This is a genomic window from Agrobacterium pusense (genome assembly GCF_900102105.1).
GTDB lineage: Bacteria > Pseudomonadota > Alphaproteobacteria > Rhizobiales > Rhizobiaceae > Agrobacterium > Agrobacterium pusense.
The window spans coordinates 19,756-42,437 of sequence record NZ_FNBB01000011.1 but is presented as its reverse complement, the minus strand read 5'-3'; the positions used below and the strand labels follow the sequence as shown (position 1 = coordinate 42,437).

Sequence of the window (22,682 nt, the reverse complement as noted above, 5' to 3'; positions counted from 1 at the left end):
GTCCCGTCGCAATTTCAACATGAAGCTCGGCGACACGGCTGACATGGGATGGTCGTCGGCCGCCTTAAAGGCCTCTTGGAAGATCGCGGTAAAATCCCTAATATCGGCGCTCCCTGCTTCGGCATCAAAGAAAGTTCAGATGGACAAGAAGTCTCCAGGAAAACGGCACGCGGCCCTTGCGGGCGCGGTTCTCGCTGCTTTCGTTGTGGGGATCGGTCCGACCTATTCGCGCGATGATGCGGGCGCCATTCCCACCGAGAATGGCGATTTATCTCCAGATGAGTTGCAGTCGCTGGAGAAGCGTCGTGACCAGAACCGTCAGGATCTGGAGGAGCTGGTCGACAGTATCGGACTTTCCGAGGACAAAACAAGGAAGCTCGAGGAGAGCATTGCATCCCTCAATCAGGACAGCGCCCGTATCCGGGAAGAGTTGATTGCGTCGGCTGCGAGACGCAAGGCGCTGGAAACCAAGATCAGCGATGGTGAGGATCGCCTGGCCAAGCTTTCGGTGCGCGAGGACGGCGTCAAGGCGTCTCTACGGGAGAGGCGCGGTGTACTGGCTGAGGTTCTGGCCGCGTTGCAGCGCATGGGCAGAAATCCGCCGCCCGCCCTGCTCGTTTCGCCGGAGGATGCACTTGCTTCCGTTCGCAGCGCCATTCTTCTTGGCGCCGTTGTGCCCGGCATTCGCGGTGAAACGGACAAGCTGGTCGCCGCTCTCAAAGAATTGACCGATCTCAGACAGGCAATCGCTCGCGAAAAGGACGATCTTACGGGTATGATGACGGCAAGTCTTGAAGAGGAAAAACGCCTCGACCTGCTGATTGCCGAAAACGACCGCAAGAATTCCCAGACGGCGGCGGAGCTGGAGGCGGAGCGCAAGCGGTCCGAAGAACTTGCGAGCAAGGCGACGAGTCTCGAAGGGCTGGTCAGTTCGCTTGAAGGCGAAATTACCTCGGTACGGGAGGCGATGGAAAAGGCGCGTGCGGAAGAGCAGCGTCTGGCCCGTCTTTCGGAGGCGGAACGCGAAAAGCAGCGCGCCGCGGCCGAGGCTGGAATGCCCGATAAAAACCGTATTGCGCCCGCATATCCCTTCGCGAATTTGAAGGGAAAGCTGGAGTTTCCGGTGGCGGGCGAAGTGCTGCGGCGCTTCGGCGATGCGGATGGTACGGGCCATTTTTCCAAGGGAGTTGTCGTCGCGAGCGGCCCGGAGGCCATCGTGACGGCGCCTGCGGACGGTTTCGTGGTATTTGCCGGCGATTTTCGCAGCTACGGTCGCATGGTCATCCTCAATACCGGCGATGGGTATCACGTGGTCATGACGGGCATGGATAATGTAAGAACCCGGCAGGGCATGTTCGTGTTCTCCGGAGAGCCGATCGCCTCCATGGGGGCAAAAAGAGTAGCGAGTGCAGCAGCATTGGCGCTGGAAACCGACAGGCCAACGCTCTACATTGAGTTCAGGAAAGATGGTGTACCGGTTGATTCCCAACCGTGGTGGACCGCAAAAAATACCGGAAGGGCGCACAATGATTCGTAAGGTTTCGCTTCTCCTTATCGGTGGGCTTATGGGCGCCACGGCGATGAGCGTGATTTATTCGGCGAGCATGCCGGCACAGGCGGCCGGGCCTTCGACCTATAAGGAGCTGTCGATCTTTGGCGACGTGTTCGAACGCGTGCGTGCGCAATATGTGACGCCGCCGGATGACGAGAAGCTGGTGGAAAATGCCATTAACGGCATGCTCAGCTCGCTCGACCCGCATTCAAGCTTCATGAATGCGAAGGACGCCAACGACATGCGCACCCAGACCAAGGGTGAGTTCGGCGGCCTCGGCATTGAAGTGACGATGGAAAACGAACTGGTCAAAGTCATCTCTCCGATGGATGATACGCCAGCATCCCGCGCGGGCATTCTTGCCGGCGACTTCATCTCCGAAATCGATGGTACGCCGGTTCGCGGACTGAAGCTGGAGCAGGCGGTCGAAAAGATGCGCGGCGCAGTCAAGACGCCCATCAAGCTGACCGTCATCCGCCAGGGCGCCGACAAGCCGCTTGAAATTACCGTTGTGCGCGACGTGATTGCCGTTCGCGCGGTCAAGTCGCGTGTCGAGGGCGACAATGTCGGTTATTTGCGCGTCATCTCCTTTACCGAGAAGACCTACGACGATCTCGAAAAGGCGATCAAGAAGATCAAGGCGGATGTTCCTGCCGACAAGCTGAAGGGTTACGTGCTCGACCTGCGCCTCAACCCGGGCGGTCTGCTCGATCAGGCGATCAATGTCTCCGACGCCTTCCTTGAGCGTGGTGAGGTCGTTTCAACCCGTGGCCGTAACCCCGACGAGACCCGCCGCTTCAACGCAACGGCCGGCGATCTGACCGACGGCAAGCCGGTGATCGTGCTCGTCAACGGCGGTTCGGCTTCGGCGTCTGAGATCGTTGCCGGCGCTCTGCAAGATTTGCGTCGCGCGACCGTTGTCGGCACGCGCTCCTTCGGCAAGGGTTCGGTTCAGACGATCATTCCGCTCGGCGAGGCCGGTGCGCTGCGTCTGACCACCGCGCTCTATTACACGCCGTCTGGCAAATCGATCCAGGGAACAGGTATCGAGCCCGATATCAAGGTAGAGCAGCCTTTGCCGCCGGAATTGCAGGGTCGCGTCACGGCAGAGGGCGAATCCAGTCTCTCCGGGCACATCAAGGGTCAGAGCGAAACGGACGAAGGTTCGGGTTCTTCGGCCTATGTTCCGCCGGAGGCCAAGGACGACATCCAGCTTAACTATGCGCTTGACCTGTTGCGTGGCGTCAAGACGGATCCGTCTTTCCCGCCCAACCCGGAAAAGGCTGTAGTCAACAAGCAATAAGAGCGTTGTGCCGGCTTCCGGCACTCCATCTCGATTGACAAACCCTCTGGACGGATCGTTCATTGCCTTCGGACCTGCGAAAACCGCTTCTGGGTCGTCAGAAAAAAAGCGCCGGTATCAACCGGCGCTTTTCCGTCATTATGGTTCTGGCGGCGCTTGCGGTTCTTTCCATCGGCGGACTGTCCGTCTACACGGCGCTCTCGCCCGGCAATCTGCAGAGGACGGCGACCGGGCCGGACCTTGAACTGCAGCCTGCGCAAAACAAAGCTGAACCATCCGTACCGGCCGAGGAGGCCGAAACGGCTGGTCTGCAACCGGAAAGTGGCCGATCTGGCGCGAACATCAATCGTGCGACCATGCCCGATGGTAACATTGTTTCAGTCTATTCTCCGCGGCCCCGTGATAATGACGGGCCTGTGTTGATGAGCGGCCAGACCTATGGCCAGGACCCACGCATGGCCACGCGGCCCAACGAGGAATTGCTTGAGGATACGGCCTATGGCAGGTTGCCAGTGGTGGGCGCCGACGGATTGCGGCCGATGGAGCAATATGCGCGGCCCTGGTCGGGAGCGCGGGGCACGCGGGTGGCGATCGTGGTCGGTGGTCTCGGCCTCAGCCAGACAGGCTCGCAAAAGGCGATACGGGAACTGCCGCCGGAGGTGACGCTTGGCTTTGCCGCCAGCGGCAACAGCCTGCAACGCTGGATGCAGGAAGCACGCCGTGAGGGGCACGAAATTCTTCTCCAGATACCGCTGGAGCCCTTTGGTTATCCCGGCACCAATCCCGGCCCGGATACATTGATTGCCGCCGATCCCGCCAAGGTAAACCTCGACCGGCTGCATCGATCCATGGCCAAAATCACCAATTATACCGGCATCATGAATTATCTCGGCGGGCGCTTTCTCGCCGAGCAGGCGGCGCTGGAGCCGGTGATGCGTGATATCGGCAAACGTGGTCTGCTATTTCTGGACGATGGTTCGTCAGCGCAGTCCCTGAGTGGCGGGATTGCAAAGGCCATCTCTGCCCCCCAGGGTTTTGCCGATATTCTGCTCGACGGCGAAGTGACCGAAGCTTCCATCTTGCGGAAGTTGGACGAATTGGAGCGGGTCGCGCGCCGCAATGGTCAGGCGATCGGGGTGGCTTCTGCTTTTGATGAAAGCATTGCGGCGATCTCGCGGTGGTCCCGGGAAGCGGCGGGCCGCGGTATCGAGATCGTCGGCGTTTCCGCCCTTGTTTCGGAGCCGGCGGGGCAGTAAACCTTGCCTGCGGCCATTCCGCGCCCTTGTGGCGCTCAGACAATGCGGGAAACCCATGACAATCAAAGCAGAAGATTTGCCCTATCGTCCCTGTGCGGGGATGATGGTTCTGAACGCCGAAGGCCTGGTGTGGGCCGGCCGGCGCATCAAGGAAGGCAATTCCGAATATGATGGCTCGCCGCATTTGTGGCAGATGCCACAGGGGGGGATTGATGAGGGCGAGCGGCCTCTGGCCGCGGCCATTCGCGAGCTTCACGAAGAGACGGGAATGAAAACGGTGCGGCTGCTGGCGGAAGCGAGCGACTGGATCCACTACGATCTTCCGCCGGAACTGATCGGCATCGGATTGAGGGGTAAATATCGCGGCCAGGCACAGCGCTGGTTCGCATTCCGGTTCGAAGGCGACGAAAGCGAAATCCAGATCGATCCGCCACCGACGGGGCACGCAGCCGAATTCGATGCCTGGGACTGGAAGCCGATGGAGAGCCTGCCTGAACTCATCGTTCCGTTCAAGCGCGGCGTCTACGAGAAAGTGGTTGCCGAATTCCGGCACCTTTCCGATAAATAAAAAAGGCGGCCGCCGGCCGCCTTTTCCGTATTTTAGTGGTCTTCCGCTTCGTTGGCGGAATCCGCATTGAGCTGGCCGTATTTTTCTTCGCCGATCTTGCCGAGCAGTTCGAGCTGGGTCTCGAGGAAGTCGATATGACCCTCCTCGTCGATCAGCAGCGTTTCGAACAGCTTCATCGAAACGTAGTCGCCGGCCTCATGACAGATATCGCGGGATTTCTTATAAGACGCCCGTGCATCATATTCACCAGCAAGGTCGGCTTCGAGCACTTCCTTGACATTCTGTCCGATACGCAGGGGAGCAACGGTCTGGAGGTTGGGATGGCCCTCCAGGAAGATGATCCGGTCGATAAGCTTGTCTGCGTGCTGCATCTCTTCGATGGATTCCGCACGCTCCTTTTTGGCAAGCTTGGTGTAACCCCAGTCATTCAGAAGCCGGTAATGAAGCCAATACTGGTTTACTGCACCGAGTTCGAGAAAAAGGGCTTCGTTAAGCCGCTCGATGACTCTTTTGTCGCCTTTCAATGTCCGCTCTCCTGTTCTCTTCGTGGAATCGCTTCAGGCGGGACATAAAATCAAAAACATCAGCCTCAGTCGAGTGCCGACGAGCGTGATATTCTTCCGTGGTTTTGATAATCAGGTCGACAACGGTCGGAAAGCAGCCACAGCAGCGACCGCGCTTTTCCATGGCATGATACACTTTTGCGGGAACGATAAGCTGCCAACAGTCCTCATCGAGGAGCTCGTTGATAACGTCCTTGATCTCATGATCGGTGATGTAATTGCAGCTGCAAACCAGCATGATGGACTGCCTGTATGACGCAACACGTTGTTTTCGTTCTTAAACCAAAACAGGACAGCGAATGTCAAGAAAAACCTCTTTTCAAATTCATAACGATTTTCTAGACTCGTTCTAAACTATACGAAAAATGTCGTATTTTCATTGGTTTAGCTGTCTCTTTTTTACGTCCTGTCTCGCTCAAGTTTTCGTGCGCGCCAAAATGTGCTGTCACGACATCACGAGAAGTTTACTGATCTGAACCGGCCGGAGCAGCAGGCATGTAAATGTCAGGCGAAATATTGACCGCCATTCGCCGTCATTGTGGAACCGGTGATAAAGCCAGCCTCGTCCGAGACGAGAAACAGGACGCAACGCGCGATCTCCTCCGGTTCCCCAAGCCGTCCAATGGGGATTTGTGGCACGATCCGCTCGGCCAGAACCTTCTCCGGGATCGCTCTCACCATTTCCGTGCCGATATAGCCGGGGCAGATGGCGTTGACGGTGATATTGCGGCTTGCGCCCTCCTGCGCGAGCGCCTTGGTGAAGCCGATATCGCCGGCTTTCGACGCGGAGTAATTGACCTGGCCCGCCTGACCCTTCTGTCCATTGATGGAGGAAATATTGACGATGCGGCCGAAACCGCGCTCCCGCATGCCCGGCCAGACGGGGTGGGTCATGTTGAAGACGCCGGTGAGGTTCGTGTCGATGACGTCACGCCACTGCTGCGGTGTCATCTTGTGAAACATGGCGTCACGGGTGATGCCGGCATTGTTGACGAGGATTTCGACCGGCCCGAGGGTTTCCTCCACCTTCGCGATACCGTTGACGCACGCGTCGTAGTCGCGCACGTCCCACTGGAACGCAGGAATGCCTGTCTCCGTCTGGAATGTCTCGGCCCGGTCCGTCGTGAAGGCATAGTTGACGGCCACCCGATAGCCTGCTGCCTGCAGGGCGCGGGCGATGGCGGCACCTATACCGCTCGTCCCGCCGGAAATCAAAGCAACCCGGCTCATCTAGGCCTCCATGACCTGTCATTGAAGCGCCTGCAGTTGTGCAGGTGCTTGTTCGTCGTGCTCAACCGCCACAGAAATGCGGCCAATGGGAGGCCGCTTCTATCCTATTGTCCGCTGAACCGGAATTGCTTTTTGGCAAGTGCGGGCGGCCCGCGCGTCAGAGCGCCTCGATGCACATGGCTACACCCATGCCGCCGCCGATGCAGAGTGTCGCAAGACCCTTGGATACGTTACGGCGGCGCATCTCGTAAATCAGGGTGTTCAGGACGCGGGCGCCCGAAGCGCCGATCGGATGGCCGATGGCAATCGCTCCGCCGTTGACGTTGACGATATCAGGATCAAGGCCAAGCTCGCGCACGACGGCACAGGACTGGGCTGCAAACGCTTCGTTGGCTTCGACGAGGCCGATATCGCCTATCGACCAGCCGGCCTTGGCCAAGGCCTTGCGGGAGGCGGGAATGGGGCCGGTGCCCATGATCTGCGGATCGACGCCCGCCGTCGCCCAGGAGGCAATACGGGCCAGTGGCTTGATGCCGCGCTTTTCTGCTTCCTGTTCCGACATCAAAAGCGTGGCGGCTGCGCCGTCGTTCAGACCTGAGGCGTTCCCCGCCGTCACGGTGCCGTCCTTGTCGAAGGCAGGGCGCAACTTGGCCATTGTTTCCAGCGAGGCGCCGGCGCGGATATGTTCATCGGCGTCGATGACGATATCGGCCTTGCGGCCCTTCACGGTGAAAGCGACGATTTCGTCCACGAAACGTCCGGCAGCCTGTGCGGCTTCAGCCTTGTTTTGCGATGAGACCGCAAACTGGTCCTGCTCATCCCGGGAGAGTTGCCACTGGCGGGCTATGTTTTCAGCGGTGATGCCCATGTGATAGCCGTAAAAGGCGTCGGTCAGGCCGTCCTTCAGCATGGTGTCGATCATCTTGAAGTCGCCCATTTTCACGCCGCCACGCAAATGGGCGCAGTGAGGTGCCATGGACATGGATTCCTGACCGCCGGCAATGACGATGTCCGCATCACCCGTCAAGATTTGCTGCATGCCGAGGGCCACGGCGCGCAGTCCCGAGCCGCAGAGCTGGTTGAGGCCGAAAGCGGTCGCTTCCTGCGGAATGCCTGCCTTCATTGCCGCTTGCCGCGCCGGGTTCTGCCCTTCGCCCGCGGTGAGCACCTGACCGAGAATGACTTCATCAATTTCGTTCGCCGCAACGCCGGCACGTTCAAGCACGGCACTGATAACGGTCGCGCCGAGTTCGTGGGCTGGCGTATTGGCAAAGTGGCCATTGAAAGAACCGACGGCGGTGCGCGCAGCGCTGGCAATCACGATTGAAGGCAGGGTCATTTGTTTTCTCCTCACTTGCGGGCGGAGACTGGCAAAGCTTTCAATCCAAGTCAAATGACGAAAGTTGCTTTAAAAGATATTGCTAAATCACGTTGGAATCTTGCTAAAAATTGCTGCGCAAAAAACAAACTGCTGCGATGCACAAAACATTTGTCAGACAGCGCATTTTGCGCATACACTTTGCGCCGGGAAGAGCAATAACACCAAAAAACAAAAAAATACCATCATCGCGAGGAGGCGGGCATGGCGAAACACGACGGCGAAACGATCATTAAAAAATACGCCAATCGGCGGCTCTACAATACCGGCACCAGCACCTATGTAACGCTTGATGATCTGGCGCAGATGGTCAAGCGTGGTGAAGACTTCAAGGTTCAGGACGCGAAGTCATCCGAAGACATCACGCACGCCGTGCTGACGCAGATCATCGTCGAACAGGAGGCCAAAACCGGCAATACGCTGTTGCCGACGGCGTTTCTGCGTCAATTGATCTCCTATTATGGCGACCAGATGCAGATGGTCGTGCCGACATTTCTCGAACATTCCATGAAGACCTTTTCCGACCAGCAGAGCCAGATGCAGGAGCATATGGCCAAGGCTTTCGGTGACGGCTCGCTTGCCCGCAATTTTCAGGCGCCATTGCAGATGATGGAAGAGCAGATCCGCCGAAATACGGAACTGTTCCGCCAGGCAATGCAGGGTTTCACGCCTTTTGCAATGCCACAGGCGCCGAAAGAGGCCCGCAAGCCGAATGCATCCGAAATCGATGAGCTGAAGGCGCAGCTGCGCGCATTGCAGCAAAAGCTCGACCAGCTCTGACGATATCCTCTGCGCGCCGATGCCGGATTGACCAGACCGCATCGGCTGCTGCCTCGCGCTTTCAGCTTTCCGTTCTTTCCGGCACGCGCAGCAAAAGCAGAAACCCGGACCCCAGAAACAGGATGAGCGAGGCCATGCCAATGTGAGCAGAGCCGCTCATATAGGTTGCCATGGAAAACGACAGCGTCGCCATGAAGCTGGTCGCGCGTCCGGAGAGCGCGTAAATTCCGAAGTAGCGGCCTGCCTCCGCCACGGTGATATTGCGAGCCAGATAAGAGCGGGATGACGCCTGAACCGGGCCGAAGGCAAGGCCGATCAGTACTCCATACAACAGATAGGCTTTTTCGGCGCCGGTCGCGAAAATACTGCCATCGTCCGCCGTCGACAAGTGTATCAGGCCGAACAGGGCGGAGTCCTTTTCGGTGGAGACGATGCCGAGCGTGGCTGCGAGCAGAAGCACGAGGCTGATGAGGATGGTGACGCGCGATCCAAGTCTCTGGTCAACTCGCCCGGCGGCAAAGCACCCCGCGATGGCGACGACGTTGAGCAGAATTCCAAAGAGGCCGATTTCCATCGTCGCCCAGCCGAACATGCCGGCGGCGAAGGCGCCGCCGAGAATGAGAACGCCGTTGACGCCATCCTGATAAAGCATGCGTGCGATCAGAAACCGCGACAGCATCGGGCGGTGGCGCAATTCGCGCAACGTAATCTTCAATTCCCCCAATCCCGAGCGGATTGCCGCTGCAAAGGGCAGACCTTTTTCAGCATCGGGGGTCAGCAGAAACATCGGCAGGATGAAGATGAGATACCAGAGCGCAGCGAGCGGACCGGTTATTCTCGCATCCTCACCGGTTGCGGGATCGAGGCCGAACAGAGGCTTGATGCCGGCGATGGTTACACCGGTTTGTGGATTGGCCGCCATCAGCGTCACCACGGCGATCAGCACCACCATACCGCCGAGATAACCGAGCCCCCAAGCGAGATTGGAAATGCGCCCGACATTTTGCGGGTTGGTGAGCCGCGGCATCATGGAATCGTTGAAGACGATCGAGAACTCCGCCGCGATGGAAGCGAGGATCATGCAGACGATTGGCAGGATGAGCGGCGAACCGGGTGCGGCAAGCCAAAGGAAAGAGAGGCTGACGATCTTGATGGCGGCAAAAAAGGCGATCCACGGCTTGCGTGCGCCGGACTGGTCGGCAATGGAGCCGAGGATAGGGGAGAAGAGGGCGATGATGATCGACGATACCGTCGCCACATTGCTCCACGTCGCCTGGGCCGCAATGGGATCGTCGGTGAGGCGGGCGACGAAATAGGGCCCGAAAACGAAGGTCGTGACAACCGTGAAAAACGGTTGCGCCGCCCAGTCGAACATCACCCAGCCCCAGATGCCGCGTTTGGTAACGACTGCTTGCGCATTTGGGGCAGGGCTAGTCATTCATCGTCCTATCGGAAATTGGGACATAAACGGCGCGATGCCGGTGCATCGTCTTGTCTGGCGCCATCCGGGTGGTGACCCGGATGGCGTTTTTAAAGGCGGCCAATCAGCGTGCCTGAACGATATCGCCAAGCAGGCCCGCGGCCACGGTGAGCCGCGCGAGGTTTGTATCGCCGCTCTCGCTGAGCGCGCCGAGTTCGGAGACGATACGATTGACCCGCACGCGATCCGCCGCATACCAGGCCTGAACCGGATCCTTTTCCCTGGCATATTCTGTCAGGGCGGAGATAACGATCCGGCGTCTCGATGAGGAAATCTGGTCCTGGCTGCGCAGGAGAGCCAGGCTCTCGTAGTGATCCGCCGGTGTGATGCGCTGGCTGGCATCCAGCAGGCGCGCGACACGGAAGGTCGAGGAGACGGTGGCGTAGCTTTCAGCGGCGCGCGCGAGCGTTGTGCCCGCACTCTCGGCGATGCGCATGATTTCAGGCACATAGACGAGCAGCGAGAGCGTATCGAGTTCCTCCAGAAGAGCGGAAGGAACCCCGTCGATTTCCGTGATGCCGAGTTCGCGGCGATATTTCGCCGCTGCCGGTGACAGCGTCTTGATCGCGGTTTTCAGGCGCTCGATTTCCGTCGCCATGTCGCCCGGGGTCGCACCCGCGCTCCCGGTTTGCAGATAGAGCCTGCTCGCATCCGTGAAGATACGCGTGATCGTGGCATAAAGCCCATTCTGAACTTCGCCCCCGATCTGGCCGTCAAGCGCATCGACCTCGCTCCACAGTCGTTTGAGACCGAAGCCATCTTCAACGATTACCGCTGCCTTGACGACATCGGCCGCAAGCAGACCACTTGCATCGGCAAGTTTCTGCACGAAGCCGGGGCCGCCGCGATTGACCACGGCATTGGCAAGTGCGGTCGCGACGATTTCGCGATGCAGGCGATGCGATTTGATATCGTCGGCATAGTTCTTCTGCATCTTGGCCGGAAAATAATCGACCAGCAAATGCTGGAGATAGGGTTCGTCGGGAAGCGTGCTTGCCACCAGTGCATCAAACAAAGTGAGCTTGGCATAGGACAGGAGCACGCCGATCTCTGGCCGGGTCAGCGGTTTGCCGGTGGCGTATCTCTCGCTGAACTCGGCATTGTTGGGCAGGGTTTCGACCTTGCGGTTCAACTGCCCGGTTGCCTCCAGTGCGCTCATCAGGCGGCCGAGTTCTTCCCGGTTTGAAAGGCCCAGCCGCTCGGTCAGCGAGATCGCAAGCGATTGCAGGTAGTTGTTGCGCAATACCAGCTGCGCCACCTCAGGCGTCATGGAGGCGAGAAGCTGGTTACGCTTCGGCATCGTCAGGCGACCGCTATTGACGGCGGAGGCGAGTGCGATCTTGATATTGACCTCGACGTCGGAGGAGTTCACGCCTGCCGAGTTGTCGATGGCGTCGGAATTGCAGCGCCCGCCCGAAAGCGCATAGGCGATGCGCCCCTTCTGGGTGATACCGAGATTGGCGCCTTCGCCGATGACCTTGGCGCGCACCTCCGTGGCGTTGACGCGGATGGGGTCGTTTGCCCTGTCGCCCACCTCGGCATTGGTTTCCACCGCCGCCTTGATGTAGGTGCCGATGCCGCCGAACCAGAGGAGATCGGCCGGGGCCTTCAGGATGGCGGTCATGATTTCGAACGGTGTGGCGACTGACTTGTCGATGCCGATGGCCGCCACAGCTTCCGGAGTCAGCGTCACCGATTTTTCTGAGCGCGAAATGATCATCGCACCGGCAGAGAGAGCCGAACGGTCATAATCCTGCCAGCTGGAACGCGGCAATTCGAACAGCCGCCTGCGCTCGGCGAAGGATTTGTCGGTATCGGGATCCGGATCAATGAAGATATCGCGGTGGTCGAAGGCGGCGATAAGCCTGATTTTCTCCGACAGCAGCATGCCGTTACCGAAGACGTCGCCGGACATATCGCCCACACCCGCCACCGTGAAGGGTGTGGTCTGGATGTCGGTGTTCATCTCCCGGAAATGGCGCTTGACCGTCTCCCATGCGCCACGCGCGGTGATGCCCATCTTCTTGTGGTCGTAACCGGCCGAACCGCCCGATGCAAAGGCATCGTCCAGCCAGAAGCCGGCTTCATGGGCAAGGCCGTTTGCCGTATCGGAGAAGGTGGCCGTTCCCTTGTCGGCGGCGACGACGAAATAGGGGTCGTCACCATCGAGCCGCAATGTGTCAGCCGGCGGCACGATGGCGTCGTCGACAATATTATCGGTGATGGACAGCAGTGTGCGGATATAGGTCTTATAGGCCTCGCGGCCGGCATTAAAGACCTCGTCGCGGGAGCCGCCGGCGGGCAGGTTCTTGGGGAAGAAACCGCCCTTGGCGCCGACGGGCACGATGACCGCGTTCTTCACCTGCTGCGCCTTGACAAGACCGAGCACCTCCGTGCGGTAATCCTGGCCGCGATCCGACCAGCGCAGACCACCGCGTGCAACCTTACCGAAGCGCAGATGCACGCCTTCGACCTCGGTTCCGTAAACGAAGATTTCGCGGAAGGGGCGCGGATCGGGCAGGCCGTCCAGATGTTTGGGATCGAATTTGAATGCCAGAATGTCACGCGGCGTGCCGTCGGCATTTTTCTGGAAGTAATTGGTGCGCAGGGTTGCATCGATGGCGTTGACGTAACGCCGGAGGGTGCGGTCCTCATCGAGATTGGGAACGCCGCTCAGGGCTGCTTCGATTGCCTTATGAATTTCCGCGAGTTTCTTCAGCCGCTTCTTCTCTTCGATGGATGGATCGAAGCCGGCCTTGAACAGCGCGAAAATATTCCTGGAGATGTCAGGATATTTATAGAGCGTTTCGGAGATATGTTCCTGCGAATAGACGATTCCGGTCTGGCGCAGGTACCGCGCGTAGGCGCGCAGCACCGAGACTTCGCGCACCGTGAGACCGCAGGCAAGGATCAGGCGGTTGAAGTTGTCATTGTCCACCTTTCCTGAAAAAGCAGCAAGGAAAGCTTCTTCGAGTTTCTGTCCGTAATGCGGCAGGTCGAGTGTCGTGCTGGCCGCGACCGACAGTTCCATGTCGTGCAGCACGATGTCGTGCTTTTCGCCATCCGCCACGACGCCGATATCGAAAGTGCGCTCGCTGATGACGTTAAAACCAAGATTTTCGAGCAGCGGAACACGTCGTGAAAGCGGAAGATGGCCTTCGCGGTGGAAAATCTTCAGGGATAGCGTTCCCGCCGGCTGGCCTTCCTGCTGATAGAATTCAATGCGGACCGGGTCGCCTTTCACAGCGGCCAGAATATCAGGCATGTCGCCGATCGCCTCTTCGGGCGTGAAAGCTTCCTGATAGGCCTGATCCACTTCCAGCACCGGTGCGCCCGGTTCGGACAAGGAGACGAAGTGATCTATCCAGCGTGCCGCAATATCGCTGACGGCATCTTCGAGCTTGTCCTGGGCGATGCGGGGCGTCTTGCCTTCCGTGCGGCCGACAATGAAATGGACGCGAGCAACGGCGCCTTCGGGGAAGGCGGGATAATAGGCCGATATATGCCCGTCATAGACCCTGCTCAGATAATCGCCGATCTTCTCGCGCACATAGGAATTATACTCCTCGCGCGGAACGAAGATGATGGCCGAAACGAAGCGGTCGAAACGGTCTATACGTGCGAGCACGCGCACACGCGGACGGTCGCTGAGCTCCATGATCTGCTCGATGAAGCGGATCAGAAGGTCGGTTTCGATCTGGAAAAGATCGTCACGCGGATAGGCTTCCAGCGTGTTCTGCAGGATGCGGCCCGAATGGCTGTTTGGATCGAAGCCGAAATGCCGCTCGACTTCCGCGACCTTGGCGCGCAGCAAGGGAATTTGCTTGACCGAACGCGTATAGGCGGTGGCGGTGAAAAGGCCGACGATGCGCAGCTCACCAACGACATTGCCGTCCTCGTCGAAGCGCTTGATACCGATATAGTCCATATAGGCGCGACGATGCACGATGGACTTCACATTAGCCTTGGTAACGATGAGGAAATCCGGGCCATCGAGGAAGGCAAGGATTTCCGGTGTCGTCGTCACGGCATTCTTGCCGAGGCGCAGCACACGGACATCCGGGTCGCTGAGGCTGCCGAGGCCGACGCCGTCACCGCGCTCGATCTTCGCGTTCTTCCCCTTGCCCGAATAGGTGTAGTCACGCATGCCCAGGAAGGTGAAATTGTCGTTGCGAAGCCAGTTGAGGAATTCGACCGCCTCCGTCCGTTCGGCCTTGCGCCGCGACGAGCCGCGTTTCGACAGTTCATCCAACGCCTCGTCTAGCTTCGCCAGCATGGGCCGCCAGTCGCGATAGGCCGATTCCACCTGCTTCAGCACGAAGCGAAGCCGCTCCTCCAGAGCCGAGGCTCCCTGCTGCGAAAGCGGTGCGATGTGCAGCTGGATAAGACTTATATTGCCGGCCGGATCATCATCGGGCTCGGCAAGGCGGTAACCACCCTTCGCATCATCGTCTCGGACGAGGATCGGGTGCACGGCAAGATAAAGACCGCGATAACTGCTGGTGACTTCGCCCATAACAGAATCGTAGAGGAAGGGCATGTTGCGGCCGATAATGGTCAGAACCGTTACCGGCACGTCCCGCGGGGAAACACCCTCGACTTGGGAAATGCTGATATGAGGGGTGTCCCCGGTCCATCGCGAAAGCGCCTGGAAACTGTGGGCGGCACTCGCCGCCAGCATCTCGGCGGAATAATATTCTATATCGTCGACACTTGCCCTTCCATAAAGAATACCAGGATCAAGAAATTCGACATTTTCGGCAATTGCCTGCTGGCGCGCTTTTTCGATCTGTTTTTCGCGTTTTGGATTGTTTCTGTAGCCCATTTGACGTGGATTCCTCCAAAAATCACACTTTAATATAAAAAAGCATCGCCAATTTGCGGATTTTGCCTTTTCAGTCGAATCGGATATTGGCGTGGAATTACGAAGAGTTTAAGAGGCTATCGTGTTTCTTCAGGCGGTAAGTGAAATTTTTTTGCTTCTTTTCTCGCGAGGCTCAGTTTAGAAGCATACGACAGTATTTTTGCGGCTAATTTTTAAGCGGTTCTTGAGCCGCAATGTGATGTTGCGGCCACGGTTGAAGCAAATTATTGATTTGCGCCTATTTTTGTGGTACACCAACAACACTGATCCACAGCGCGGCATTTGTGTGCCCAAAAACACCACGAAAGCAACACCTCTTTTGCACGCGGTTTCCGTGACATATCGAGCGTTTACGTTATCGAACCCCGCGAGGCGGGAAGGTGTATTTTTGCGTGCACGGCTGGACCAGTGCGGAATCACCTGACGGTTCCCCCGTCTCATCAGGGCCTGACCGACCCAACCCCGGCATCCCCGGGTATGTAACAGGGAGTTTTTAGAACGAATGACGACCCAGCAGAAGAAATCTCCAGCACATCACGGCTTTAAAACCGGTGAAGCGATTGTGTATCCCGCTCATGGTGTCGGTACCATTTCTGCCATCGAGGAACAAGAAGTCGCCGGCATGAAGCTTGAGCTTTTTGTCATTGATTTCGAAAAAGACAAGATGCGTCTTAAAGTTCCCGTCGCCAAAGCCGTCAGCATCGGCATGCGCAAGCTTTCCGAAGGCGATTTTGTCGAGCGGGCGCTGAAAGTGGTGCAGGGCAAGGCACGTGTGAAGCGTACCATGTGGTCGCGCCGTGCGCAGGAATATGATGCGAAGATCAACTCCGGCGATCTCATCGCGATCGCGGAAGTCGTTCGCGATCTTTACCGCGCGGAAAACCAGCCTGAGCAGTCCTATTCCGAGCGCCAGCTTTACGAAGCCGCTCTCGACCGCATGGCGCGCGAAATCGCCGCTGTCAACAAGATGTCCGAAACCGAGGCTGTTCGCCTGGTGGAAGTCAACCTTGCCAAGGGCCCCAAGCGCGGCAAGGCTGTCGAGGAAGACGATTCTCAGGACGAAGCCGCGTAATCGCCGGTTTCTTCCTTCTAAAAAACCCGCCTTTATGGCGGGTTTTTTGTTGTCCAAGTGCCGGCTTAATTCACAAGATGCGGATTTTCGTGCCTTTGCGCAGATGCGGCAGGACGCGCCGCATGTCGCGGGGATGCAGTGCTACGCAACCTGCTGTCGGTTCATATCCCGGCCTAATCATATGCATGAAGATTGCCGAGCCGCGGTTGCGGCTTCTTGAGGTGACGTTCCAGTCCAGCACGAGACAGACATCGTAAAGGCCATCTGTGCGCATCATGTCCTCGTGGCTCGGCGCGAAAGGTGCCTTGACCAGCCTATTGTAATTGGGGTTGCCGGGCTCATCACACCACAGCATCGATTTCCGCGTACGTTGCATCGGCAGGGCAGTCGTGATGGCGGACATGCGGTCGCCGCGATAAAAGCCATGCAGCAGGCGGGTCAAGGAAATCGGCGACTTTCCGTCACCTTCCCGTTTTCGTGCGGTCCGGCCATTGCGCCCGATGGCAGCCGGAAATGTGAGATGGCCGAGCTGAACGATGGCCCGGTTGATTTTCAAAGGAGCTGGCCGAACCATGAGCGTTGATGCGCGTTTACGTTGTTCTACGGGACGTTTGCTCATGTTTTTCACGAGATTTTGCTTTGCAGGTTATTTAACGTGAAGTCATAGCACTTCATCATGTGATGGCAATGGGTTGACCTTTTACCGGCAAACCGCTGAATTGGCTGACGATTAAAGTAAGAAAGGCTGAGAATCCGAATGACGGCTCGCACTATCCTTCTCGTGGACGATGACGACGATCTTCGGGAGACGCTGACCGAGCAATTGTCTCCCTATGAGGAATTCTCGCTGTTGAGCGGCGCAAACGCCGCACAGGCGATGCAGACCGCCAAAACTTCGCAGGTCGATCTACTCATCATGGATGTCGGCCTTCCCGACATGGATGGCCGCGAAGCCGTGAAGCTTTTGCGCAAGGGCGGCTTCAAGGCGCCCATCATCATGCTCACGGGTCACGATACGGATTCGGACACGATCCTCGGCCTTGAGGCTGGCGCCAATGACTATGTGACAAAGCCTTTCCGCTTCGCCGTGCTTCTGGCGCGCATCCGGGCCCAGTTGCGTCAATATGAACAGAGCGAGGATGCGGTCTTCACCGTTGGTCCTTATCAGTTCAAGCCCAGCCAGAAGCTCCTGACGACCGAAGACGGCAAGAAAATCCGGCTGACGGAAAAAGAGGCCGCGATCATTCGTTATCTCTACCGGGCAGGCAGCACGGTCGTGACGCGTGACGTCCTGCTGGAAGAGGTCTGGGGTTACAATTCCGGGGTCACGACACACACGCTCGAAACGCACGTTTATCGCCTGCGTCAGAAGATAGAGCGGGATCCTTCCAATGCGGAGATTCTCGTAACCGAGAACGGTGGTTACAAGATCGTCCCCTGACAGGCCCCCCCCGGGGGGAGTCGCCCCGAGTTGTTGAGCATTGCTCTAGCACCTTGTGTTTTGAAGGCCGATATTGGAAAACCGCTATAGCAATGCAGGCGGTTTTCCGGAGTAACAATCGACATGGCCTTGACCGACGATATCATGCTGCTGGGACAAGTGCCGTTGTTTGCGGGCTTCAGTGATGATCAGCTGCGGCTCATCGCCTTCGGCGCAGAACGCCGGCGTGTGGCGGCGGGGCAGACCTTGTTTCGCGAACACTCCCCCGCCGAATGCGCCTTTGCCGTGACGTCGGGTCATTTCGAGCTTTTTTCAGCCGGACGGGACGGCAAGCCCGTGCTGCAGGCTACGCCCGGAAACGGCGCCCTGCTTTCGGAACTTGCGCTTTTTACCCTTTGCGAAAGAAAATTTACTGCCGTGGCTGCGGAGGATTCCGAAGTCATCCGGATAACGCGCATTCTCTTTCACCGCCTGGTGGAAGAGTTTCCTGAGGTCGCCGACATCGTTTCGGCGCGCATTCGCGACAATATCGCGTCTCTGGCCGCCGGTGCGGCCCGTTTGCAGAACCGCTTCATGTGACCGCGCGCCAGATCACCGCGTTCGGCATTGGTTCAAAATCGGAAATGGGCGGTGACTGGAACGTGATCCGATGGTCGGTTCCAGCCGCGGGCTTCCCGCAATATCTCGATCCTGTCAAGCGACGGGCCAAGATCCTGAGACGACCAGATGTGATCGAGGCGGCGGCCGCGATCAGCCGCTTCCCAGTCCTTGGCGCGGTAACTCCACCACGTATAGATTTTTTCCGTCGCCGGCACATTCAGCCGCATCAGATCAAGCCAGTTGCCCTTCTTCATGATGTCCAGCATACCCTCGGTTTCCACCGGCGTGTGGCTGACGATCTTGAGAAGCTGCTTGTGCGACCAGACATCGTTTTCGAGCGGCGCTATATTCAGGTCGCCGACGAGGATGGAAGAGGTGCCGGGCACGCCATCGGCACGCAATGCCTTCATTTCCTCAATGAAATCCAGCTTGTGGCCGAATTTCGGATTGATTGAGCGATCAGGTTCGTCGCCGCCTGCCGGAACATAAAAATTATGGAGCCGGATGCGGCGCGATCCCACCTGGACAATCGCGGAAATATGGCGCGCGTCGCCAATTCCGCAGTAATCCTGCCGATGATCTTCCGTCAGCGGGATTTTCGAGGCGATGGCGACACCATGATAGCCCTTCTGGCCGTGAATGATCACGTGCTCGTAACCCAGCGCCTTCAACGGCTTCATCGGAAACTCGCCATTCGGGCACTTGGTTTCCTGCAGGCAGAGAATGTCGGGTTTGTAACGCACCAGAAACTGCTCGACGATCGGCATTCTGAGCCTGACGGAGTTGATGTTCCAGGTAGTTATCGAAAACGACATACATGAGCTCCGCTTTTATCGCCTCGAAGCATGGCCTCAAGGCTGTTTCCGGGGCGCAGGCTTATAACATCGTGATGAAAACGGGAATGTATTTTAGCGGCAAAATCAAAAAGGCGGCCTGAGAGCCGCCTTCACAGAGCATACATCGATAGGGAGCGTCAGCCGCGCTTGCGTACTTCTTCATAATTGATGCTGAAGACGCGTTCATCGAGGTTCACGCCGGTCTGAACGTTGAAGATCATGACTGTCGTGTCCTTGTTCTGGGCGTCCGTCGTGGTCCATTGCCGCAGATCGAACGTCTTCGGGTCGAACATCAGCGTGATGGTGGAATCACCGAACACGCTCTTGTCACCGAGGACGATGGTGGTCAGGTCAGATTCTTCCTTCACATCCCGGACCTTCTGGTTGCTGAGATCGATCTTGTCGGAGAGAAGCAGGCTGAGCGGAGTCTTCGACAGTGGATAGAGATCCCATGTCTTCAGCTTCATATTGCCGATGACGACATTCTTGCCGTCGGAGATGACGCGCATCGGCGAGGGGTCTTCATAATTGAAGCGGAGCTTGCCTGGCCGTTCGATGTAGAACTTGCCGCCGGTCTGTTCCCCGCGCGGGCCGAACTGCACGAATTCACCCATCATGGTTTTTACCGACGAAAAGTGGTTCGCGATCTTCTGTGCCGTTGCGGTATTGCCGGCTGCCTGGGCAAAGGCGTCGAGCGGCGAGATGCCAGCGATCACGGCAGCCATGGAAAATGCCGTCAGCACCCCACGCCGCGTCACGCCATTTTGCGCTGCGCTTGCATTGGCCGTTTCGCCGGTGGTCAGGTCGTTCATTCTGTTCTCCTTCATCGCAGCGATTGTCCGCGAAAAACGCGGCGGCTTCATGACGTGAAAGCGTGTAATAACGCTTCTCGACGCCGCTTGGTTGCGGATTATCGCTCGATGATATCTGCTTCCGTGGGAACGAGGATTTCGCGTTTTCCGGCGTGGTTGGCGGGGCCGATAATGCCTTCCTGCTCCATGCGTTCGATCAGCGATGCCGCGCGGTTGTAACCGATGCCGAGACGACGCTGCACATAGGAGGTGGAGGCTTTGCCATCGCGAAGTACGACCGCCACGGCCTGATCGTAGGGGTCCTCGGAATCCGAGAAGCTGCCGCCGCCGGCCGGGCTTGCGCCAGCGCCGTCCTCGTCTTCTTCTTCGGTAATCGCTTCGAGATACTCAGGCGACCCTTGTGTCTTCAGATAGGAAACGATCTCTTCCACTTCATTGTCGGAAACGAAGGGCCCGTGCACACGCTGGATGCGTCCGCCGCCCGCCATGTAAAGCATATCACCCATGCCGAGCAGCTGTTCGGCGCCCTGCTCTCCAAGGATCGTGCGGCTGTCGATCTTCGAGGTGACCTGGAACGAGATGCGGGTCGGGAAGTTGGCCTTGATCGTGCCGGTGATGACATCAACGGAGGGGCGCTGGGTGGCCATGATGACATGGATGCCGGCAGCACGCGCCATCTGCGCCAAACGCTGCACCGCGCCTTCGATATCCTTGCCGGCGACCATCATCAGGTCGGCCATCTCGTCGATGATGACGACGATATAGGGCAGGGGTTTCAGATCGAACTCTTCCGTTTCGTAGATTGCCTCGCCGGTCTGGCGGTCGAAACCGGTCTGCACCGTGCGGGTGAGGATTTCGCCCTTGTCGAGCGCCTGCTGCACGCGGCTGTTGAAGCCGTCGATATTGCGCACACCGATCTTCGACATCTTCTTGTAGCGTTCCTCCATCTCGCGCACCGTCCATTTGAGCGCGACGACCGCCTTTTTCGGATCCGTTACGACGGGAGAAAGCAGGTGCGGAATGCCGTCATAGATCGACAGTTCCAGCATTTTCGGGTCGATCATGATCAGGCGGCACTGTTCCGGCGACATGCGGTAAAGCAGCGACAGGATCATGGTGTTGATGGCAACGGACTTGCCCGAACCGGTGGTGCCTGCAACGAGCAGGTGCGGCATCTTGGCGAGATCGGCGATGACGGGTTCGCCGCCGATGGTCTTGCCGAGCGCCATGGCAAGCTTGGCTTTGCTGTTTTCGAAATCGCGGCTACCGATCAGTTCGCGCAGGAACACGGTTTCGCGGGTCTGGTTCGGCAGTTCGATGCCGATGGCATTGCGGCCGGGAACAACGGCCACGCGGGCGGCGATCGCGCTCATGGAGCGGGCGATATCATCCGCGAGGCCGATGACACGCGACGATTTGATGCCGGGGGCCGGTTCCAGCTCGTAAAGTGTGACGACCGGGCCTGGGCGGACATGAATGATTTCACCCTTGACGCCGAAGTCTTCAAGAACCCCCTCGAGAAGACGGGCGTTCTGCTCGAGCACCTCTTCGCTTAGCGTATTGTCGCGAACAATGTTCTTGGGCTCCGCCAGAAGATGAACGGTAGGAAGCTGGAAACCGTCTGCGGCGATGAAAGAGGCCTGTGCTTCGCGTGCCACACGCTCACTGGGCTTCGGGCGTGCCGAAGGAGCGGTTATTTTCGTCTGTCCGCGTCCCGGCGCCTGTCGGGCAGTGAATTTCTGGTCGACGTCGTCATCGGAAAGGATGCCACTTGGCAGGCGGGCCTCGTCAGTACCGAAGGACGGTTCGCCGTCCCCATCGTCTTCATGACCGGGCGCGATGGAGGGAGGAGACATCTGGCGACGCGATGCAGTTCGTTCTTCGAAAGAGGGTTCCGCGCGCTGGTCGAGACGGTTGATCGCCGTCTTGAGGCGCGACGGCTCGTTTAGCGTGCCGAATTCATACTCGTTGAAATCATAGGGATGTTCGAATTCGTCATGCAGCGATTTCGACTTCAGGCCGAAGAGGCGACGAAAACGGGCCTGGGTGATGTACCAGTAGTGCGTCAGTGCGCCGAAGGCGAGAATGTTGGCGAAGAAACCCTCGCCATCATCCTCGTCGTCCTCTTCCGCCTCGCGGACGGCGCGGGCCTTGCTGACGGCCGGTGCGGGTTCTTCACGCTCCAGTTCATCGTCCAGACCGCCGACAATGCCCGCGGCAAACAGCATGAGCCAGGCAGCCGGCGCGGCGAATATTACCCCAAGTATCGTCGCAACGGTGCCAGTGGGATAAGCGCCGATGAATAGGGCGGGGAAGCGAAGGATCATGTCGCCGATCACGCCGCCGATACCGTTCGGCAGCGGCCAGGTGACGGGAGCCGGAAAGCAGCCGAGGGAGGCGGCGCAGACGATCGCGCCCGCGATCCAGGCCACGAGGCGGGCGGGTATGCGCTGCAGCTTGCGGCCGGCGATCAGGGCGATCGCCCATGCAATGACCGGCAGCAGGGAAATGATGGCCGAAAGCCCGAGGAACTGCATAACGATATCCGCGAAGATCGCGCCGCCGTAGCCCAGGAGATTGGTTGGTTGGTTTCCTGTGGCATAGGACAGGCTCGGATCCGCCACATTCCACGTCGCGAGCGCGGCGATACCGAGTGCAATCGTGGCAAGCAGAGCGAAACCGGCCAGAGCCATAATCTGCCGCACGAAAAACGCCGTCAGCACAAAACGTGTGTGACGACCATCGAATGTCGGAGAATGCATTCTGCCCATGTCCCTGAACCCGTCATTTTTTGGTTTCGGCGAAATCCGGCACACGGCCTGATCCCGGATTGACAGGGAAAACTAACCGCCAGCTGGTTAATGTCGTGTTAACCATGCGGTTTTTTGAGGAGATCAGAGCATTTTCGGGTGAGCGTTCGAGCGGATTTGTGCTTTGAGACGGCTGC

General features: G+C 58.3%; 18 protein-coding genes. 8 read left to right on the top strand and 10 right to left on the bottom strand.

Features of this window, described 5'->3' with window-relative positions:
- Positions 1 to 139 precede the first annotated feature (139 nt).
- The 4 genes from BLU28_RS20765 (at position 140) to BLU28_RS20750 (ending at position 4,679) form a co-directional block, all read left to right on the top strand.
- A complete protein-coding gene (locus BLU28_RS20765; protein WP_077987134.1) occupies positions 140 to 1,537 on the top strand; it encodes a murein hydrolase activator EnvC family protein in 1,398 nt (465 codons plus the stop codon).
- Positions 1,527 to 2,855, top strand: a complete 1,329-nt coding sequence (locus BLU28_RS20760) for a S41 family peptidase (RefSeq protein ID WP_004444102.1) — start codon at positions 1,527 to 1,529, stop codon at positions 2,853 to 2,855. Before BLU28_RS20765 ends, BLU28_RS20760 begins: the two co-directional genes overlap by 11 nt.
- Before the next feature lie 62 nt (positions 2,856 to 2,917).
- On the top strand, positions 2,918 to 4,111 hold the full coding sequence (locus tag BLU28_RS20755; protein WP_077987133.1) for a divergent polysaccharide deacetylase family protein: 1,194 nt from the start codon (positions 2,918 to 2,920) through the stop codon (positions 4,109 to 4,111).
- A gap of 55 nt (positions 4,112 to 4,166) precedes the next feature.
- The gene (locus tag BLU28_RS20750) at positions 4,167 to 4,679 is read left to right on the top strand and encodes an RNA pyrophosphohydrolase (protein ID WP_022557006.1); all 513 of its coding nucleotides are present in this window, start codon (positions 4,167 to 4,169) and stop codon (positions 4,677 to 4,679) included.
- Between the two features lie 32 nt (positions 4,680 to 4,711).
- Here BLU28_RS20750 and bfr read toward each other — a convergent pair whose 3' ends face one another.
- The 4 genes from bfr to BLU28_RS20730 form a co-directional block, all read right to left on the bottom strand.
- Complete coding sequence (gene bfr / locus BLU28_RS20745; protein ID WP_004444094.1) at positions 4,712 to 5,203, bottom strand: bacterioferritin; 492 nt, start codon at positions 5,201 to 5,203, stop codon at positions 4,712 to 4,714.
- Positions 5,169 to 5,480 (bottom strand): (2Fe-2S)-binding protein, encoded by a 312-nt coding sequence (locus BLU28_RS20740; protein WP_004444092.1) that lies wholly within the window; start codon positions 5,478 to 5,480, stop codon positions 5,169 to 5,171. The genes bfr and BLU28_RS20740 overlap by 35 nt, the downstream gene beginning before the upstream one ends.
- Positions 5,481 to 5,746: 266 nt before the next feature.
- Complete coding sequence (gene phbB, locus BLU28_RS20735; protein ID WP_022557005.1) at positions 5,747 to 6,472, bottom strand: acetoacetyl-CoA reductase; 726 nt, start codon at positions 6,470 to 6,472, stop codon at positions 5,747 to 5,749.
- Positions 6,473 to 6,629: 157 nt separating this feature from the next.
- Positions 6,630 to 7,811 (bottom strand): acetyl-CoA C-acetyltransferase, encoded by a 1,182-nt coding sequence (locus BLU28_RS20730; protein WP_035207995.1) that lies wholly within the window; start codon positions 7,809 to 7,811, stop codon positions 6,630 to 6,632.
- 243 nt (positions 7,812 to 8,054) lie between these two features.
- Here BLU28_RS20730 and phaR point away from each other — a divergent pair, with 243 nt between their 5' ends.
- Positions 8,055 to 8,630 carry a polyhydroxyalkanoate synthesis repressor PhaR gene (gene phaR / locus BLU28_RS20725; protein ID WP_004444083.1) on the top strand — a complete coding sequence of 192 codons (576 nt, stop codon included), beginning with the start codon at positions 8,055 to 8,057 and terminating at the stop codon, positions 8,628 to 8,630.
- Positions 8,631 to 8,691: 61 nt separating this feature from the next.
- On the opposite strand, the gene BLU28_RS20720 is transcribed toward phaR, so the two are convergent.
- Positions 8,692 to 10,068 carry an MFS transporter gene (locus BLU28_RS20720; protein WP_077987132.1) on the bottom strand — a complete coding sequence of 459 codons (1,377 nt, stop codon included), beginning with the start codon at positions 10,066 to 10,068 and terminating at the stop codon, positions 8,692 to 8,694.
- A gap of 106 nt (positions 10,069 to 10,174) precedes the next feature.
- Positions 10,175 to 14,935 carry an NAD-glutamate dehydrogenase gene (locus BLU28_RS20715; protein ID WP_060942440.1) on the bottom strand — a complete coding sequence of 1,587 codons (4,761 nt, stop codon included), beginning with the start codon at positions 14,933 to 14,935 and terminating at the stop codon, positions 10,175 to 10,177.
- A 541-nt stretch (positions 14,936 to 15,476) separates the two neighbouring features.
- On the opposite strand from BLU28_RS20715, the gene BLU28_RS20710 reads away from it, so the two are divergent.
- Positions 15,477 to 16,046: a CarD family transcriptional regulator gene (locus BLU28_RS20710; RefSeq protein ID WP_004444078.1), complete on the top strand. Its 570-nt coding sequence runs from the start codon at positions 15,477 to 15,479 to the stop codon at positions 16,044 to 16,046.
- A 70-nt stretch (positions 16,047 to 16,116) separates the two neighbouring features.
- Here BLU28_RS20710 and BLU28_RS20705 read toward each other — a convergent pair whose 3' ends face one another.
- Entirely contained in the window at positions 16,117 to 16,620 is a 504-nt protein-coding gene (locus tag BLU28_RS20705) for a L,D-transpeptidase family protein (RefSeq protein ID WP_035208077.1), read from the bottom strand.
- Positions 16,621 to 16,803: 183 nt separating this feature from the next.
- Here BLU28_RS20705 and BLU28_RS20700 point away from each other — a divergent pair, with 183 nt between their 5' ends.
- Together BLU28_RS20700 and BLU28_RS20695 are read left to right on the top strand one after the other, a co-directional pair.
- Positions 16,804 to 17,487: a response regulator transcription factor gene (locus tag BLU28_RS20700; protein ID WP_004444073.1), complete on the top strand. Its 684-nt coding sequence runs from the start codon at positions 16,804 to 16,806 to the stop codon at positions 17,485 to 17,487.
- 123 nt (positions 17,488 to 17,610) lie between these two features.
- Positions 17,611 to 18,066 carry a cyclic nucleotide-binding domain-containing protein gene (locus BLU28_RS20695; RefSeq protein WP_077987131.1) on the top strand — a complete coding sequence of 152 codons (456 nt, stop codon included), beginning with the start codon at positions 17,611 to 17,613 and terminating at the stop codon, positions 18,064 to 18,066.
- A 32-nt stretch (positions 18,067 to 18,098) separates the two neighbouring features.
- Here BLU28_RS20695 and BLU28_RS20690 read toward each other — a convergent pair whose 3' ends face one another.
- The 3 genes from BLU28_RS20690 to BLU28_RS20680 form a co-directional block, all read right to left on the bottom strand.
- Positions 18,099 to 18,902: an exodeoxyribonuclease III gene (locus BLU28_RS20690; protein ID WP_004444069.1), complete on the bottom strand. Its 804-nt coding sequence runs from the start codon at positions 18,900 to 18,902 to the stop codon at positions 18,099 to 18,101.
- Between the two features lie 158 nt (positions 18,903 to 19,060).
- Positions 19,061 to 19,786: a LolA family protein gene (locus tag BLU28_RS20685; RefSeq protein WP_051634373.1), complete on the bottom strand. Its 726-nt coding sequence runs from the start codon at positions 19,784 to 19,786 to the stop codon at positions 19,061 to 19,063.
- A gap of 47 nt (positions 19,787 to 19,833) precedes the next feature.
- On the bottom strand, positions 19,834 to 22,497 hold the full coding sequence (locus BLU28_RS20680) for a DNA translocase FtsK (protein ID WP_037090121.1): 2,664 nt from the start codon (positions 22,495 to 22,497) through the stop codon (positions 19,834 to 19,836).
- Between the last annotated feature and the right edge of the window lie 185 nt (positions 22,498 to 22,682).